Source organism: Herbaspirillum sp. 3R11, assembly GCF_004563925.1.
Lineage (GTDB): Bacteria > Pseudomonadota > Gammaproteobacteria > Burkholderiales > Burkholderiaceae_D > Herbaspirillum.
Genome location: NZ_SPNJ01000002.1, coordinates 683,498 through 698,728, shown reverse-complemented (window position 1 = coordinate 698,728; position 15,231 = coordinate 683,498). Strand labels below are relative to the sequence as shown.

Sequence of the window (15,231 nt, the reverse complement as noted above, 5' to 3'; positions counted from 1 at the left end):
GGCGCATCTGATCTGCAATTTATTTCCAGCATGCAAGACCAACGCAGCCCGCTATTTTAACAGGCTGCAGCCCTGTTTCGTCCAGTTTGCGGTGCAGACGCTATTGCGTAGCGCCGTGACGGCGGGCCTGTTCGGCGGAGGTCGCGGCCTGTTTTTGTTCTTCTTCGCGCAGCGCGGCGCCAGCCAGCGTCGGCCAGCCGATCAGATGCTGCTCGGCAATTTCCATCATGCCCTGGCCCCAGGCGGGCGCGTCGTTCAGGCATGAGATGAAATGGAACTCACGGCCGCCGGCGTGCAGGAATTCAGCCTTGGCCTCCATGGCGATTTCTTCCAGCGTCTCAAGGCAGTCGCTGGTGAAGCCCGGACACATGACGTCGACGCGCTGCACGCCCTGGCGCGCCAGTTCCTGCAAGGTCGGCGCAGTGTAGGGCTGGAGCCACTCGGCCTTGCCGAAACGCGACTGGAACGTCACCACGTATTCCGCCTCGCTCAGGCCCAGCGCTTCGGCCAGCAGACGCGCGGTCTTGTAGCATTCACAATGGTAAGGGTCGCCCAGCAGCAGCGTACGCTTGGGCACGCCATGGAAACTCATGACCAGCTTGTCCGGCTGGCCGTTGGCGTCCCAATGCGCCTGCACCGACTGCCTGAGCGCCTGGATATAGCCGTCGTGATCGTGGTAATGCTTGATCAGGCGCAGTTCGGGGACATTGCGCACCTTGGCGAAATGCTGGAATACGGCGTCGAAGATCGAGGCAGTCGTGGTGCCCGAATACTGCGGATAGGCGGGCAGGATCAGGATGCGGTCGCAACCCTGCGCCTTGAGTTCGTCGAGCACGTCCGACACCGCCGGACTGCCGTAACGCATCGCATGCGTCACGTGGACGCGGTGGCCGCGCTCAAGCAGGCGCGCGCGCAGCAAGGCCGCCTGGCGCTCGGTGTTGATCCTCAGCGGCGAGCCTTCGGCGTCCCAGATGGAAGCGTATTTTTCGGCCGACTTGCTTGAACGAAACGGCAGGATGATGCCGTTGAGGATGAACCACCAGATGGCGCGCGGGATTTCCACCACACGCGGGTCTGACAAAAACTGTTTCAGGTAACGCCGCACTGCCCGCGCGGTCGGCGCATCCGGCGTGCCGAGATTGACCAGCACGACGGCCGCCTGCGCCTGCACCTTGCTGCCGTGGATGTAAGGGGGTTCTTTGCGAAATGACATGGAAATCCGTGAAAGTCTGGCGGTGGCTGGAAGAAGATAGTGCTGCCGGGCCTTACAGCGCCAGCAGCTCGCGCGCATGCTTGCGCGTGGTCGCAGTGATTTCCAGGCCGCCCAGCATGCGTGCGATTTCTTCCACGCGGGATTTGGCGTCCAGCGCTTCGATCTGCGACACGGTCTTGCCGGCGTCGTTGCGCTTGCTGACCTGGAAGTGCTGGTTGCCTTGGCTGGCGACTTGCGGCAAATGCGTCACGCACAGGACCTGGCGATCCTGGCCCAGGCGCTTCAACAGGCGACCGACCACTTCCGCCACACCGCCGCCGATGCCGCTGTCGACTTCGTCGAAGATCAGGGTCGGCGTCGCCGTCGAACTCGATGCGATCACTGAAATCGCCAGAGCGATGCGCGCCAGTTCGCCGCCGGAGGCGACTTTCGCCAACGGCCGCGGCGCTACGCCGGCATGCCCCGCCACCAGGAATTCCACCTGTTCGACGCCATAAGCAGCGGGTTCGCAGGCTTCCAGCGCGATGGCGAAACGCCCGCCCGACATGCTCAGGTCCTGCATCGCCGCAGTGACCGCTTCGCCCAATGCTTTGGCCGCCTTGGTGCGGCCTTTGGACAATTTCTGCGCGGCGCCGGTGTAGGCGGCCTGCAGTTTTGCTTCCTGTGCGCGCAAGGCGTCGAGGTCGCTGGCGTCAGCCAACTGCTTCAGTTCTTCCGCCAGTTTGGCGTGCTCCTGCGGCAAATCGTCGGGCGCCACGCGGAATTTGCGCGCAGTGGAGTGGATTGCTTCCATCCGCCCGTCCACCTGCCGCAAACGCGCCGGATCGAGCTCGACCCGGCCCAGGTAATCGTTGAGTGCGTAGACCGCTTCCTGCAACTGGATCTGCGCCGGTTCCAGCGCATCCATGACCGGCTTGAGCGCGGCGTCGACGTCGGTCAGCTTGCCCAGCTTTTGCGTCAGTGATGACAGTTGCGAGAGGATCGGCGAATCCGATTCGGAGATCGCGCTCAGTGCCTCCTGCGCGCCATCGATCAGGCTGGCGGCGTGCGACAGGCGGCTGTGTTCGTTGCTGATGTCGCTCCATTCGCCCGGCTTGACGGCCAGCTTCTCGAGCTCGCTGACCTGCCATTCGAGACGTTCGCGCTCAAGCAAAACGTTCTTGGCATTGACTTCGAATTCTTCGCGCTGTTTCGCCAAGGCGCGCCAGGTTTTATATGCAGCGGCGACGGTTTTGGCTTCGTCCAGCAACCCGGCCTGGCTGTCCAGCAACTGGCGCTGGGCGTCGGCCTTGAGCAGGGACTGATGCGCGTGCTGGCCGTGGATGTCGACCAGCAACTCGCCAAGTTCGCGCAATTGCGTCGCGGTGGCGGCGATGCCGTTGATGAAGGCTTTGGAGCGACCGGCGTTGTCGATCACGCGGCGCAGCAGCACGCCGCCATCTTCTTCGGAGAATTCATGCGCTTCCAGCCAGGCGGCAACGTCGGAGCCGGCGCTGAAATCAGCCGTGATGTCGGCCTTGGCTGCGCCTTCGCGCACCACGCTGGCGTCGCCGCGGCCGCCCAACGCCAACGCCAGGGCGTCAATCAGGATGGATTTGCCGGCGCCGGTTTCGCCGGTGAAGACGGAAAATCCGGGAGCGAACTCAAGTTCGATGGCATCGACGATAACGAAATCACGAATCGACAGGGTACGCAGCATGGGATGGTGGACTTGGTGTTTTATCAATGTCGGCGGCCGTCTTTCCGTAGGGAGAACCATATGGAAAAACAGCCGAAGCGCCTATTGTACTTATAGATGGCCCGCTTACTGCAGGCGGCCTTCAACCGACGGGTATTCGTTCCAGTGCAGCTTTTGCCGCAAGGTGTCGTAGTAGCTCCAGCCTTCCGGATGCAGGAAGGTGATCTTGTGCGCCGAGCGCCGGATCACGATGCGGTCGCCGTGCGACAAGCTGGTCAGCGACTGCATGTCGAAGTTGGCGCTGATGTCGCGGCCATTGACGACCTGGATCGAGATCTCGCAGGAATCAGGAATCACGATCGGACGGTTCGACAGGGCATGCGGCGCAATCGGCACCAGCACGATGCCGTGCAGACTCGGATGCAGGAGCGGGCCGCCGGCCGACAGGGCATACGCGGTCGAGCCGGTCGGCGTGGCCACGATCAGGCCGTCGGAGCGCTGGTTGTACATGAAGCGGCCGTCAACTTCCACGGTCAGTTCGACCATGCCGGACGAGGCGCCGCGCGCGACCACCACGTCATTGAAAGCGAGCGCGTTGAAAATCTGTTCGCCGTCGCGAAACACCGTGGCTTCGAGCAGCGAGCGTGTCTCGACATCGACCTTGCCGTCCAGCATATCGGCCAATACCGGTATCATGCGGTCTAGCGAAATATCCGTCATGAAGCCCAACCGCCCCTGATTGATCCCGATCAGCGGCACGTTGAACGGCGCCAGTTGCCGCGCGATGCCGAGCATGGTGCCGTCGCCACCGACCACGATGGCGGCGTCGGCGAACTGACCGATCTGTTCCGGCGACATGGCGTCATAGCCTTCCAGCGCGATGTTCTGCGCGGTCTCGGCTTCGAACACGATGGTGTGGCCGTGTGCCTCCAGGAAGGCGGCGATGTCGGAAAGGGATTGCGCGATGCCGGCGGCATGATATTTGCCGACGATTGCGATGGTTTTGGGCGTTGCCGCCTGTACGGGTAATTTGATGGGCCACATGCTGCGGATTAAAGCATAATTTAGACGACTTTGAATTGATTTTCATGAACAAAACCGACATCCAGGCAGTCCTGTTCGACCTCGACGATACGCTGTGGGCGATCGAGCCGGTGCTGCACCTTGCCGAAACCCGGCTGTATGAATGGCTGACCCAGCATGCGCCGGGCGTGGTGCAACGCGAGAGCATCGTCAGCCTGCGCGCGCGCCGGCAGGCTTTGGCCAAGACCGATCCAGCCTACCAGATCAACCTGTGGGCGTTGCGCCATGCGGCGCTGACCGCGGTGCTGGCGGAGCATGGGGAAGACCCGGCGCTGGCCGATCCCGCCATGGAGATTTTCACTACCGGCCGCAATGCCGTCACACCCTTCGACGACGTCGTCCCCGCTCTGCAGCAGTTGAAGCCGCGCCTGAAGCTGGGCACCGTGTCGAACGGTTTCGCCGATCTGGCGCGCATCGGCCTGGCCGAGCATTTTGAAATCTCCATCGCCGCGCACCAGTTCGGCACCGCCAAACCAGATCCGGCCATCTTCCATGCCGCCTGCACCGCGCTCGGCGTGGCGCCGGAACACACCGTCTATGTCGGCGACGACCTCACGCTGGATGTGCTTGGCGCCCAGCAAGCCGGCTTGCGTGCCGTCTGGATGAACCGCTTCCAACGCGAGCTGCCGGATCACGTCCGGCCCGATGCGGTATGCACCGATCTGAACGAACTGGCGCGCTGGCTGGCGCCATAGTGCGCAGGAACAGATATATATGGCGGGATGTTGGCACGCTTGGCCCCGCCTCGTTAGAATGAAGACATGCAACTAGATAATCGCGCTCAAACCCTGCTCAAGGCCCTGGTCGAACGGTACATCGCCGACGGCCAGCCGGTCGGCTCGCGCGCGCTCTCCAAGATTTCGGGACTGGAACTGTCGCCGGCGACCATCCGCAACGTCATGGCCGACCTGGAGGAAATGGGCTTCGTCGCCAGTCCTCACACTTCCGCCGGGCGCATTCCGACGCCGCGCGGTTACCGCGTCTTTGTCGACACGCTGCTGACAATCGAGTCGATGGACGCGATTGACGAGGCAACGCTGGAGACCAAACTGCAATCGCGCTCGCAGATCAACTCGCCGCAAAAGATCATTTCCAATGCGGCGCAAGTGCTGTCGTCGCTGTCGCAATTTGCCGGCGTGGTCATGACGCCGAAGCGCGAGTCGATCTTCAAGCAGATCGAATTTCTGCGCCTTTCCGAAAAACGCATTTTGCTGGTCATCGTCGGCCCGGGCGGCGACGTGCAAAATCGCCTGCTGTTGACGGAGGTGGACTACACGCCTTCGCAATTGGTGCAGGCGGCAAATTACATCAACCAGCATTACGGCGGTCTCGGCTTCGACGAAGTGCGCCTGCGTCTGCAAAACGAGCTGCGCCAGTTGCGCGATGACATGACCAGCCTGATGCAGGCGGCCGTTGAAGCCGGCAGCGATGCGATGGCGGACGAATCCGACAACGTGGTGATTTCCGGCGAGCGCAATCTGCTGAGCGTCGCCGATCTGTCGTCGAACATGACCTCGCTGCGCAAGCTGTTCGACATGTTCGAGCAAAAGACCAGCCTGATGCAGTTGCTGGATGTGTCGAGCAAGGCCACCGGCGTGCAGATCTTCATCGGCGGCGAATCGCAGCTGGTGCCGATGGACGACATGAGCATCGTCACGGCCCCATATGAAGTCAACGGCAAGATCGTCGGCACACTGGGCGTGATCGGTCCCACGCGCATGGCTTACGAGCGCGTGATTCCGATCGTCGACATCACCGCCAAACTGCTGTCGAGCGCGCTCAGCGGCAACAACAATTGAGTTGAAGCCGTTGGACTGCAGCGAACTGTTGCACACCGCTTACCCTTCTTTACAGCCTCGGCCGCCATCATCGCAGCAGCAATAAAAAAGCCATCCGGCGACAGCGGGATGGCTTTTTTGCAAACAGGGTCCGATTGAGCCGGGCCCGATGAGTGCTTACTTTTTGGTTTTGCGGCAATCCTTGCAATGGCCGTACAGGGCCAGCGCATGATCGGCGATCTCGAAACCGTGCTCTTGGGCAATCTTGAGCTGGCGCTTCTCGATTTCGGCATCGAAGAATTCCTCGACCTTGCCGCAATCCAGGCAGACCAAGTGGTCATGGTGCGAGCCTTCGTTGAGCTCGAACACGGCCTTGCCGGTTTCAAAGTGATTGCGCTGCAGCAGGCCGGCTTGCTCGAACTGCGTGAGCACGCGGTAGACCGTGGCCAGGCCGACGTCCAGATTGTCCGCCAGCAGCATTTTGTAGACATCTTCCGCACTGAGGTGACGCACCTCGGTGTTTTGGAAGATTTCCAGGATTTTCAGACGCGGCAAGGTAGCCTTGAGGCCGCTGGCTTTCAGTTCGGATGGATTATTAGGCATGTTTCAGTAAAAATCAGGTTATCTGCTTTATCATATAGCGTTTTAGCACAATTGCTCAACCAATTGAAATCTTTATGCGAATGTTGCCTTCCTACCGTACTACCGCTCTGGCGTTGATCGCCCTGAGCACCCTGCTGTCCGGCTGTGCATCCAAAAAACCGGTGGAAGGCGCAGCGGCGCCCGACGCGACCGGCGTGCAGGTTTCGAAGAGCAGCAGCCTGTTCGGCTTCCTCAAGCCTTATCGCATCGATATCCAGCAAGGCAACTTCGTCTCCAGGGAGATGGTCGCGCAACTGAAGCCGGGCATGACCCGCGAGCAAGTACGCTTCGTGCTCGGTACGCCGCTGCTGGCCGATGTGTTCCACTCGGATCGCTGGGATTATGAATTCCGCCTGGCCAAGGGCAACGGCGAACTGATGAGCAGCCGCGTGTCGGTGTTCTTCAAGGACAATCTGCTGGAACGCTTCGAAGGCGGCAACGATCTGCCGACCGAACAGGAATACCTGTCCCTGATCGCCGGCTCCAAGAAGGGCGCCATGCCGGAACTGTCGGATACGCCGACGACGACCACCACGACCCCTCCTTCCTCCGCCAAGTAAGCAGGTAAATAAGCAGGCACGCAACAGCAATACCCGCCACTACAGCAACCACAAGTACAAGCACTATGAGCGCATTGAAAATCGCCGTCGCCGGCGCATCCGGCCGTATGGGCCGCATGCTGATCGAAGCCATCCAGAACGCCGATGACATGGTCCTGGCCGGCGCCCTGGACGTGCCGGGTTCGCCCAGCATCGGCACCGACGCGGCATCCTTCCTGGGCAAACCCGCCAACGTCGCGATTGAATCCGACCTGGCCAAGGGCCTGGCCAATGCCGACTTCCTGATCGACTTCACACGTCCGGAAGGCACCCTGAAGCACGCCGAATACTGCGCCGCACATGGCGTCAAGATGATCATCGGCACCACCGGCCTGGAACAGGACGCCAAGGATGCCATCGCCGCTGCTGCGGAGAAGACCGCGATCATGCTCGCGCCCAACATGAGCATCGGCGTCAACGTCACGCTCAAGTTGCTGGAACTTGCCGCCAAGAGCTTCTCGCAGGGCTACGACATCGAAATCATCGAAGCGCATCATCGCCACAAGGTCGACGCGCCGTCCGGCACCGCCCTGAAGATGGGTGAAGTCATCGCCGACGCCATCGGCGTCAAGCTCGACGACGTCGCCGTCTACGCCCGCGAAGGCATCACCGGCGAGCGCGACCCGTCGTCGATCGGCTTCTCCGCCATCCGTGGCGGCGACATCGTCGGCGACCACACCGTGCTGTTTGCCGGCATCGGCGAGCGCATCGAAATCACGCACAAATCCTCGAGCCGCGTCACCTACGCCCACGGCAGCCTGCGCGCCGCACGTTTCCTGGCCGACAAGACAACCGGTCTGTACGACATGCAGGACGTGCTCGGACTGAAGTAAGCATCCGTCGCTGCATCTGATCAACGGATGCAGCGAATCTTTTTGCGGATGCGTGCTCCAACGGATTGCCATTTATCTTCCCACCAAGAGAACACGATATGGAACAAACCGTTGGATTCGCCCATTACTGGGCGCAAGGCGATGCCGTTTCGCACGCCGTTGCCTATGTGCTGCTGCTGATGTCCGTCGCCAGCTGGTATTACATTCTTTCCAAAACCTGGAGTTCATGGCGCATCCGTCGCGGCAGCAATGCGCTCGACGGCTTCTGGAAAGCGCCCACGCTGACCGACGCCATCGCCGTCATGCAGACCGTCGACAGTGAGGAAATCTTCACTCCGCTGGCGCAACGTTCATCCGAAGCCGCCGGCATTTCCTCCAAACAGAATACGCCCTCCCTCAATGCCGCGACCGATCCCGGCGAACTGATCACGCGCACGCTGCGTCGTGAAATCAATCGCGTCTCGGCGCGACTGGAACGCGGCCTGACGCTGCTGGCCTCGGTCGGCTCGACCGCGCCGTTCGTCGGCCTGTTCGGCACCGTCTGGGGCATCTATCACGCGCTGGCGGCAGTGTCGGCCAGCGGCACGGTGCAGATCGACAAGGTCGCCGGTCCGGTGGGCGAGGCGCTGATCATGACCGCGCTGGGTCTGGTGGTGGCGATTCCGGCCGTGCTGGCCTACAACGCCTTCACGCGCCTCAACCGCCTGACGCTGGCCGAACTCGACGGCTTCGCCCATGACCTGCACGCCTACCTCACCACCGGCGAACGCGTCGGCAAGGGGGAAGCATGAGTTTCGGCGGCTTCAACGACAACCACCAGGCCGGCCCGATGGCCGAGATCAACGTCACGCCGATGGTCGACGTGATGCTGGTGCTGCTGGTGATCTTCATTCTTTCAGCGCCGTTGTTTACGCATTCGCTGCAGCTCGATCTGCCGACCGCGAAGTCCGCCCCTGCGCCTGAGAAACCGCAAACCGTCAGCGTCGCCATCGACGCCGCCGGCAAGCTGTATTGGCAGGATCAGCCGGTCACGCTGGAAGAATTGACGCAGCGCATGGCCGAGGCCGCCGGCAAGCAGCCGCAGCCGGAAGTGCAACTGCGCGCCGACAAGGCGACCCGTTATGAAATGATTGCCGACGTGATGTCGGCGGCCCAGAGCAACGGGCTGAACAAGCTCGGCTTTGTGACCGATCCAAAACCAGATACAACAAGTACAGAGAAGAAGTAATCATGGCAACAGCACGCCTGAACGGCGAACTCATCACCGACTGGGACAGCTTTCACAGCCAATGCGCGAGCGTATTCGGCTTCCCCGATTTTTACGGCAACAACATGAACGCCTGGGTTGATTGCCTGAGCTATTTGCGCGACGACGACGGCATGAGCAAGTTCGTGCTCAAAGAAAACGAAGTGCTGACCATCGAAGTCCAGCACAGCGACAAGCTGCGCGCCGCCGCGCCGGACATCGTCGAAGAGCTGCAATTCTGCGTCGCCATGATCAACGACCGCTGCGAAGACTACGAAGAAGCGGCCACGCTCAAGCTGGCGCTGCTCTGAGAACAGGTTCTAAGCAAATTCAATCGATCAACTGATCACCGTCATAGAACGGATACGGCCCGTCGAATTCACCGACGTAAGCCGTATGACTGATCAGCCCCGTACGCTCTCCCCACCAATGCAGCTGGAACCCCGGCGGCTCCATCACGAATTGCGACGGCGCCTGCGGATCCAGGTCCAGCACCACCTGATGCGACACACCCGGACAGGTTGACGCCATCGTGCCGCCGAAGCGCGCCTGTATCGACCGATGCAGGTGACCGCAGATGACCCGTTCCACCTGAGGATGGCGACGTACTACCGGCTCCAGCAGTTGCGGATTGATGAGGCCGATGTCGTCCATGTGTCCGATGCCGGTAGTGAACGGAGGATGATGCATGGCGATCACGGTCGGCCGTTGCGGCTGCTCGCTCAGCACCTTGTCCAGCCAGTCCATGCTGGCCGCGGCCAGTTCACCTTTGCTGGAACGCGGGATCACCGTGTCGAGCGTAACGATGCGCAAGGGATGATCCTCAATCACGTATTCGATACGGGCGTCGTCAGCGGTGCCTTGCAGATAAGCGTGATCAGGGAACGCCTGGCGCAGCGCAGCGCGCTCGTCGTGATTGCCCGGCAGCAGGTAATACGGCATCGTCAGCGGCGCCAGCAATTCGCGCAGGACCGCATATTCGTCGGCCAGGCCGAAGTCGACCAGGTCGCCGGTGAACACCACCGCGTCCGGCCGCTGTTTCAGGCGATTCACCTGCGCCACACAACGCCGCAGACTCTCGGCGGTGTCGACCACGCGATAGGATTTTTTACCCTGCGCCTTGATGTGCAGGTCGGAAATCTGACACAGAATCATGAGCGCGTCTCCCCGGAAAAATGCTGCATCGGCAGTTGCATCACTGCATGTTCCGGCACGCGCAGGCCGATGCGCTCCCCGGCATGCCAGACGCCGCGCCGGCGCGTCTCGACGATCACCGGCATGTCGGCGCCGACATCCACCAGCAGACGTGTGCGGTCGCCCATGAAGAAGGTCGACATGACGTCGCCGAACATTTCCGCGCCGGCGGTATCGAGCGGCACAATCTCGACGTCTTCGGGACGGAACATCACCGTCGCCTGCTCATCCGCTTTTCCATTACCATTCGCATTCGCCAGCGGCACAATGCCGGCCGGGATCTGCAGGTGGCCGACACGCGTCACGCCCCGCACGCGGTTCATGGTGCCGATAAAGTCGGCCACGAATTCCGACGCCGGACGATAGTAAATGTCCTGTGGCGTACCGATCTGCGCGATCTTGCCGCGCTCCATCACGACAATGCGGTCGCCCAGCGCCATCGCTTCGCCCTGGTCGTGCGTGACGTAGATCGCCGTGATGCCGAGTTTGCGCAGCAACTGGTTGAGGTCGGCGCGCAGCGTTTCGCGCAGCTTGGCGTCGAGTGCGGTGAGCGGCTCGTCCAGCAGCAGCACGCGCGGCTCCACCGCCAGTGCGCGCGCCAGCGCCACGCGTTGCTTCTGCCCGCCCGAAAGCTGATCGATGCGGCGATGACCCAAGCCTTGCAGGTGCACCATCTCCAGCAGCGTGTCGATCCGCGCAGCGCGTTCGGCCGTCGGCATCTTGCGGATCTTGAGGCCGTAGGCGATGTTCTCGCCGACCGTCATGTTGGGGAACAGTGCATAGTTCTGGAACACCATGCCGACGCCGCGCTTTTCAATCGGCAGGTCGGTGACGTCGTCGTCGCCGAACAGCACGCGGCCGCCGGCGTCGGGAAACTCCAGCCCGGCGATCAGCCGCAGCGTGGTGGTCTTGCCGCAGCCGGACGGCCCCAGCAACACCAGCGTTTCGCCTGGATGGATTTCCAGGTCGATCGGTTCCAGCGCGGGGCTACCGTTGCCGAAAGTCTTGGCGCAGTGGCGCAGTTTGATGGAAAGAGAAGAGTTCATAGGCGTACGCGTGTGCGCGTGGTCTGGGTCGCCCATTGCATGGCGACCAGCAGCGGCACGATCATCAAAAGAAAAATCAGGGTATAGGCGGAACCGACTTCCAGGCGCATCGAAGCGTAGGCGTCGGCCAGTCCGACCGGCAGGGTCATGGTCAGCGGCGTATGCAGCATCCAGGTGATGTTGAACTCGCCGATCGACAAGGTCACCACCATCAGCGCGCCGGCCAGGATGCCCGACGCGGCGTTCGGGATCACCACGCCGAAGAAGCGCTGGCGGGCACCGGCGCCGAGGCTGGCGGCGGCTTCTTCCAGCACCGCCAGTTGCGACGATTGCATCACCGCCAGCACCGGCCGCACCATGAACGGCAAGGTGAACAGCACGTGTCCGACCAGGATGAACAGCAGACTGCCGCGGAAGGCGCGGTACTGGCCGTAGGCCATGATCAGCGCCAGCGACGTGGCCAGGCCTGGCACCGCCACCGGCATCATCAGCAGCTCTTCGAAGACGCGCGCCAGGCGGCTGTTGCCATCTTTGTGGCGCGCCAGCATGTAGGCCAGCGGTACGCCGACCAGCAACGTCACCACCAGACAGGCCAGCGCAATCACGATGGACCGCCAGATGGTCATCTGATAGGTGTCCCACACCTGGGCGACCCAGCGCAGCGTGAAGCCGCTCGACAAACCGATGAAGAAGTTCTCCGTCACGCCGGCAAGCACTGACAGCACCACCGGCACGATCAGGAAGGCGCACACCAGCAGCGTGAATGTCAGTTGCAGATAAAACCGCAGGGAGTATTTCATTGTTTTCCCTCCTTCATGCCTTGGCCGGAACGCTGCTGCCGGACAGCGAACGCGCCAGCGCCAGGGCGATCCAGGTGATCAGGCCAAGCACGATGGACAAGGCCGCCGCCATCGCGAAATTGGCGTAGCTGGTGAATTCGTTATAGATCGCCATCGGCAAGACATCAATGTTGGTCGCCAGCGTAAACGCCGTGCCGAAGGCGCCGACGCTAGTGGCGAAGCAGATCGCCCCCGACGAAATCAGGGCCGGCATCAGGGCCGGCACGACCACGTCGAAGAACACGCGCAACGGATGGGCGCCGAGCGAACGCGCCGCTTCTTCCAGCGCAGGATCGAGCTTTTCAGCGGCCGCCATCACGGTCAGGATGACGCGCGGAATCGAGAAATACAGATAGCCGACGAATAGTCCCGCCAGCGAATACGCGAACACCAGCGACTCACCGAACAGCTTGTCGGTCAGCGCGCCGATCAGTCCCTGGCGTCCGGCCAGCATGATCACCATGAAGCCGACCACCACACCCGGGAACGCCAGCGGAAACGTCAGCATCGCCAGCAGCAGCGACTTGCCGGGGACGTGATTGCGTTGCAGGAACAAGCCGACCAATGAGGAAATCGCCAGCGTCGCCACGGTGACCACGCCCGACAACAGCAGCGTCGAGACCAGGCTCCAAAAATAATGACGATTGGTCACCACCGCCAGATAGGCCATCGCGCCGCTCGGACCGCTGGCGCCGACGCCGACCAAGCGCAGCATCGGCAACAGCCAGAACGCGGCGAAAAGCGTCATGCCCGGCACCGCAAACAGCCAGACCTTGCCGGCTGGACGTTTGCGGCGCGGCTGACTTGAACGAGTCAGTTGCACGGACATGCTTACTTCACTTCAGCCAGGTAACGTTCGCTGAACTGGCGCTGCACTTCCGCCATCTTGCCGTAGTCGACCGACTTGGCGCGGGCATAGTCGGCAGCCGGCAGGAAGCGGGCTTCGGCTTCCTTCGAAATCGCCGAGGCGCGCACCGGACGCAGGTAGGCGTTGGCCCAGATGGCCTGGCCTTCGTTGGACAACAGGAAGTCCAGCACTTTTTTCGCGTTGGCCTGGTTCGGACCGTTCTTCACGAGGCTGACGACGTAAGGCACGGTGACGCTGCCTTCGGTCGGAATCACGAACGCGACATTGGCCTTGTCCTTGTACTTGGCGCGATAGGCGTCAAAGTCGTAGCCGAACAGGATCGGAATTTCACCCGAGATCAGGCGTGCGTAGGAAGTCTGCTTCGGCACAATTGGTTGATTTTTTTGCAGCGCCTTGAAGTAGTTGATGCCCGGCGTGAAGTTGTCGAGCGTGCCACCCAATGCCTGGTTCACGGCGACCGCGCCGACATAGCCGACGAAGGCACTGGCCGGATCGAGGTAGCCGATCAGGCCTTTGTACTCAGGCTTGAGCAGGTCCGCCCACGAACGCGGCACCGGCTTGCCCTTCAATGCATCGACGTTGACCATCAGGCCCATGGTGCCGGAGTGGATGGTGGTCCAGTAGCCTTCAGGATCCTTCAGGCCTGCAGGCACGTCGTTCCAGCCGGCCGGCTTGTAGGGCGTGATGATGTCGTTCTTTTTCGCTTCGATGCCGAAGGTCACACCGACGTAGGTGAAGTCGGCGACCGGGCTGGCCTTCTCGGCCATGATCTGCGCCAGCGCCTGGCCGCTGTTCTTGTTGTCGGGCGGCACGGTGATGCCGGTCTTTTCCTTGATGGTCTTGATCTGGGTGGCCCAGTCAGCCCATTCCGGCGGACAGTTGTAGCAGATGACGTTTTGCGCCGCGGCGCTGAACGAGACGGCAAAGGCTGCAGTTGCCGCCATGGCCAGGAGAATGCGTGACAAACGTGGAAGTGATCGCATGTCGTTTCCTTTCTATTGCTGTTGATGTGAACGAGTAAAAATCTGAAGAAGCGTCAGGAGAAAAACCGCACCGTGCCGCCGTGGCGGATCGTGTGCGCGAGTGTTTGCGAGACCGGACCGGCGGCGCCTTCGACCCGCCCGATGGCCGTCACCAGCGTACGCAGCGCGACTTCGCCGATCTGTTCTGACGGCTGCACGGCGCTGGCCAGAACCGGCGACATCATCTCGCCCAGCGGGATGCCGTCGAAGCCCATGACGGAGATGTCTTCCGGCACGCGCAAACCCAGCTCGCGCAGATCGCGCATCGCGGCCAATGCGAGCAAGTCGTTGGAACAGAACAAGGCGCTCGGACGTTGCTGCGGATCGGCAAATGCCTGCAGATGCGCGCTGGTCAGGCCGGTATGGCGCGGCACTTCGATCGGCGTCATCGGCGCCAGGCCATGCGCGCGCATCGCGTCGAGATAGCCGTGGTAGCGCTGGATCGCACGGTCGGACGCATTGAATTGACCGGTGAGCATCTGAATACGTGTGTGGCCGAGCGCAATCAGGTGCGCCACGGCATCATGTGCAGCGGCGCGATTGTCGACCGAGACCGACAGGCGAGAAACTTGCTGCGGCTGGTTGTAGGTCAGCACATATGGAATGCCTTCACGGTCGAGCACATCCAGCGTGCCGCTGGCGCTGGCATCGGCGACGGTCAGGATGACGCCGTCGACGCGATGGCTGAGCAAGAGGTTGACCGCCGCCGCTTCGTCTTCCTGGCGGTATTCGGTGGCGGTGAACATGACCGAGTAGTCGAGTGCGCGCGCCGCCAGTTCGATGCCTTGCAGGCATTGCGCGAATACCGTGTTGGACAGCGTCGGCACCACCACGCCGACCGTGCGCGAACGTCCCGCACGCAAGTTGCGGCCGTTGAAATTGGGACGAAAGCCGAGCGCGGCAATCGCCTCATTGATCTTGCCGGCCGTGTCGGCGCTGACCGATGCCGGGCTATTGAGCAGGCGTGACACCGTTGCGGTGGATACGCCGGCTTGCAGAGCGACTTGTTTGATGGAAGGTGGCACGATGGTCGATGGGTTCGCATGAAAACGATTACATCGTGCCAGTGGAATGTTACGGGGCGATGACCATGATGCAGAGAAAGGAAGGGAAATTGATCGTAGCCAGCGCCGCCATGGCGCAAATCCGCTTCGCGCTGATGGCGATGCGCGTCAATTCCCGCTCTTGAT

18 protein-coding genes are annotated in these 15,231 nt (G+C 61.8%); 8 read left to right on the top strand and 10 right to left on the bottom strand.

Translation table 11 applies throughout. The features are described from left to right. Positions 1–100: 100 nt before the first annotated feature. The 3 genes from hemH to E4P32_RS11465 all read right to left on the bottom strand — a co-directional run bounded on the left by hemH (position 101) and on the right by E4P32_RS11465 (position 3,935). Complete coding sequence (gene hemH, locus E4P32_RS11475; protein WP_116434084.1) at positions 101–1,213, bottom strand: ferrochelatase; 1,113 nt, start codon at positions 1,211–1,213, stop codon at positions 101–103. A gap of 52 nt (positions 1,214–1,265) precedes the next feature. Next, the gene (gene recN, locus E4P32_RS11470; protein ID WP_116434085.1) at positions 1,266–2,912 is read right to left on the bottom strand and encodes a DNA repair protein RecN; all 1,647 of its coding nucleotides are present in this window, start codon (positions 2,910–2,912) and stop codon (positions 1,266–1,268) included. 105 nt (positions 2,913–3,017) lie between these two features. Further along, positions 3,018–3,935, bottom strand: a complete 918-nt coding sequence (locus E4P32_RS11465; protein ID WP_016832073.1) for an NAD kinase — start codon at positions 3,933–3,935, stop codon at positions 3,018–3,020. 44 nt (positions 3,936–3,979) lie between these two features. Here E4P32_RS11465 and E4P32_RS11460 point away from each other — a divergent pair, with 44 nt between their 5' ends. Both E4P32_RS11460 and hrcA read left to right on the top strand, forming a co-directional pair. Then, positions 3,980–4,669 (top strand): HAD family hydrolase, encoded by a 690-nt coding sequence (locus tag E4P32_RS11460; protein WP_116434086.1) that lies wholly within the window; start codon positions 3,980–3,982, stop codon positions 4,667–4,669. Positions 4,670–4,735: 66 nt separating this feature from the next. Further along, a complete protein-coding gene (hrcA, locus tag E4P32_RS11455; protein WP_116434087.1) occupies positions 4,736–5,773 on the top strand; it encodes a heat-inducible transcriptional repressor HrcA in 1,038 nt (345 codons plus the stop codon). A 156-nt stretch (positions 5,774–5,929) separates the two neighbouring features. On the opposite strand, the gene fur is transcribed toward hrcA, so the two are convergent. Next, complete coding sequence (gene fur, locus E4P32_RS11450; protein WP_029362949.1) at positions 5,930–6,355, bottom strand: ferric iron uptake transcriptional regulator; 426 nt, start codon at positions 6,353–6,355, stop codon at positions 5,930–5,932. An 80-nt stretch (positions 6,356–6,435) separates the two neighbouring features. On the opposite strand from fur, the gene bamE reads away from it, so the two are divergent. From bamE to E4P32_RS11425, 5 genes are all read left to right on the top strand, one after another. Further along, positions 6,436–6,954: an outer membrane protein assembly factor BamE gene (gene bamE, locus E4P32_RS11445; protein ID WP_116434088.1), complete on the top strand. Its 519-nt coding sequence runs from the start codon at positions 6,436–6,438 to the stop codon at positions 6,952–6,954. A 65-nt stretch (positions 6,955–7,019) separates the two neighbouring features. Continuing rightward, positions 7,020–7,826 carry a 4-hydroxy-tetrahydrodipicolinate reductase gene (dapB, locus tag E4P32_RS11440; protein ID WP_116434089.1) on the top strand — a complete coding sequence of 269 codons (807 nt, stop codon included), beginning with the start codon at positions 7,020–7,022 and terminating at the stop codon, positions 7,824–7,826. 98 nt (positions 7,827–7,924) lie between these two features. Beyond that, a complete protein-coding gene (locus E4P32_RS11435; RefSeq protein ID WP_116434090.1) occupies positions 7,925–8,617 on the top strand; it encodes a MotA/TolQ/ExbB proton channel family protein in 693 nt (230 codons plus the stop codon). Next, positions 8,614–9,054: a biopolymer transporter ExbD gene (locus E4P32_RS11430; protein WP_116434091.1), complete on the top strand. Its 441-nt coding sequence runs from the start codon at positions 8,614–8,616 to the stop codon at positions 9,052–9,054. The genes E4P32_RS11435 and E4P32_RS11430 overlap by 4 nt, the downstream gene beginning before the upstream one ends. A 2-nt stretch (positions 9,055–9,056) precedes the next feature. Further along, entirely contained in the window at positions 9,057–9,383 is a 327-nt protein-coding gene (locus E4P32_RS11425) for a barstar family protein (RefSeq protein WP_116434092.1), read from the top strand. Positions 9,384–9,402: 19 nt separating this feature from the next. On the opposite strand, the gene E4P32_RS11420 is transcribed toward E4P32_RS11425, so the two are convergent. The 6 genes from E4P32_RS11420 to E4P32_RS11395 all read right to left on the bottom strand — a co-directional run bounded on the left by E4P32_RS11420 (position 9,403) and on the right by E4P32_RS11395 (position 15,066). After that, positions 9,403–10,227, bottom strand: a complete 825-nt coding sequence (locus E4P32_RS11420; RefSeq protein ID WP_116434093.1) for a phosphodiesterase — start codon at positions 10,225–10,227, stop codon at positions 9,403–9,405. Further along, positions 10,224–11,312 carry an ABC transporter ATP-binding protein gene (locus E4P32_RS11415; RefSeq protein ID WP_116434094.1) on the bottom strand — a complete coding sequence of 363 codons (1,089 nt, stop codon included), beginning with the start codon at positions 11,310–11,312 and terminating at the stop codon, positions 10,224–10,226. The genes E4P32_RS11420 and E4P32_RS11415 overlap by 4 nt, the downstream gene beginning before the upstream one ends. Then, entirely contained in the window at positions 11,309–12,112 is an 804-nt protein-coding gene (locus E4P32_RS11410) for an ABC transporter permease subunit (RefSeq protein WP_116434095.1), read from the bottom strand. Before E4P32_RS11410 ends, E4P32_RS11415 begins: the two co-directional genes overlap by 4 nt. A 13-nt stretch (positions 12,113–12,125) precedes the next feature. Continuing rightward, positions 12,126–12,980, bottom strand: a complete 855-nt coding sequence (locus E4P32_RS11405) for an ABC transporter permease (protein ID WP_116434096.1) — start codon at positions 12,978–12,980, stop codon at positions 12,126–12,128. Between the two features lie 2 nt (positions 12,981–12,982). Further along, on the bottom strand, positions 12,983–13,963 hold the full coding sequence (locus E4P32_RS11400) for an ABC transporter substrate-binding protein (RefSeq protein WP_116434621.1): 981 nt from the start codon (positions 13,961–13,963) through the stop codon (positions 12,983–12,985). Positions 13,964–14,055: 92 nt separating this feature from the next. Beyond that, on the bottom strand, positions 14,056–15,066 hold the full coding sequence (locus tag E4P32_RS11395; protein WP_116434097.1) for a LacI family DNA-binding transcriptional regulator: 1,011 nt from the start codon (positions 15,064–15,066) through the stop codon (positions 14,056–14,058). Between the two features lie 8 nt (positions 15,067–15,074). On the opposite strand from E4P32_RS11395, the gene E4P32_RS24095 reads away from it, so the two are divergent. Continuing rightward, positions 15,075–15,230, top strand: coding sequence for a hypothetical protein (locus tag E4P32_RS24095; RefSeq protein ID WP_158559717.1), 156 nt, complete (start codon positions 15,075–15,077; stop codon positions 15,228–15,230). Position 15,231 lies beyond the last annotated feature (1 nt).

Bases quoted from the DNA above. Each gene is read 5' to 3' on its own strand.
- hemH (WP_116434084.1), bottom strand. From the start codon at position 1,213: ATGTCATTTCGCAAAGAACCCCCTTACATCCACGGCAGCAAGGTGCAG.
- recN (WP_116434085.1), bottom strand. From the start codon at position 2,912: ATGCTGCGTACCCTGTCGATTCGTGATTTCGTTATCGTCGATGCCATC.
- E4P32_RS11465 (WP_016832073.1), bottom strand. From the start codon at position 3,935: ATGTGGCCCATCAAATTACCCGTACAGGCGGCAACGCCCAAAACCATC.
- E4P32_RS11460 (WP_116434086.1), top strand. From the start codon at position 3,980: ATGAACAAAACCGACATCCAGGCAGTCCTGTTCGACCTCGACGATACG.
- hrcA (WP_116434087.1), top strand. From the start codon at position 4,736: ATGCAACTAGATAATCGCGCTCAAACCCTGCTCAAGGCCCTGGTCGAA.
- fur (WP_029362949.1), bottom strand. From the start codon at position 6,355: ATGCCTAATAATCCATCCGAACTGAAAGCCAGCGGCCTCAAGGCTACC.
- bamE (WP_116434088.1), top strand. From the start codon at position 6,436: ATGTTGCCTTCCTACCGTACTACCGCTCTGGCGTTGATCGCCCTGAGC.
- dapB (WP_116434089.1), top strand. From the start codon at position 7,020: ATGAGCGCATTGAAAATCGCCGTCGCCGGCGCATCCGGCCGTATGGGC.
- E4P32_RS11435 (WP_116434090.1), top strand. From the start codon at position 7,925: ATGGAACAAACCGTTGGATTCGCCCATTACTGGGCGCAAGGCGATGCC.
- E4P32_RS11430 (WP_116434091.1), top strand. From the start codon at position 8,614: ATGAGTTTCGGCGGCTTCAACGACAACCACCAGGCCGGCCCGATGGCC.
- E4P32_RS11425 (WP_116434092.1), top strand. From the start codon at position 9,057: ATGGCAACAGCACGCCTGAACGGCGAACTCATCACCGACTGGGACAGC.
- E4P32_RS11420 (WP_116434093.1), bottom strand. From the start codon at position 10,227: ATGATTCTGTGTCAGATTTCCGACCTGCACATCAAGGCGCAGGGTAAA.
- E4P32_RS11415 (WP_116434094.1), bottom strand. From the start codon at position 11,312: ATGAACTCTTCTCTTTCCATCAAACTGCGCCACTGCGCCAAGACTTTC.
- E4P32_RS11410 (WP_116434095.1), bottom strand. From the start codon at position 12,112: ATGAAATACTCCCTGCGGTTTTATCTGCAACTGACATTCACGCTGCTG.
- E4P32_RS11405 (WP_116434096.1), bottom strand. From the start codon at position 12,980: ATGTCCGTGCAACTGACTCGTTCAAGTCAGCCGCGCCGCAAACGTCCA.
- E4P32_RS11400 (WP_116434621.1), bottom strand. From the start codon at position 13,963: ATGGCGGCAACTGCAGCCTTTGCCGTCTCGTTCAGCGCCGCGGCGCAA.
- E4P32_RS24095 (WP_158559717.1), top strand. From the start codon at position 15,075: ATGGGTTCGCATGAAAACGATTACATCGTGCCAGTGGAATGTTACGGG.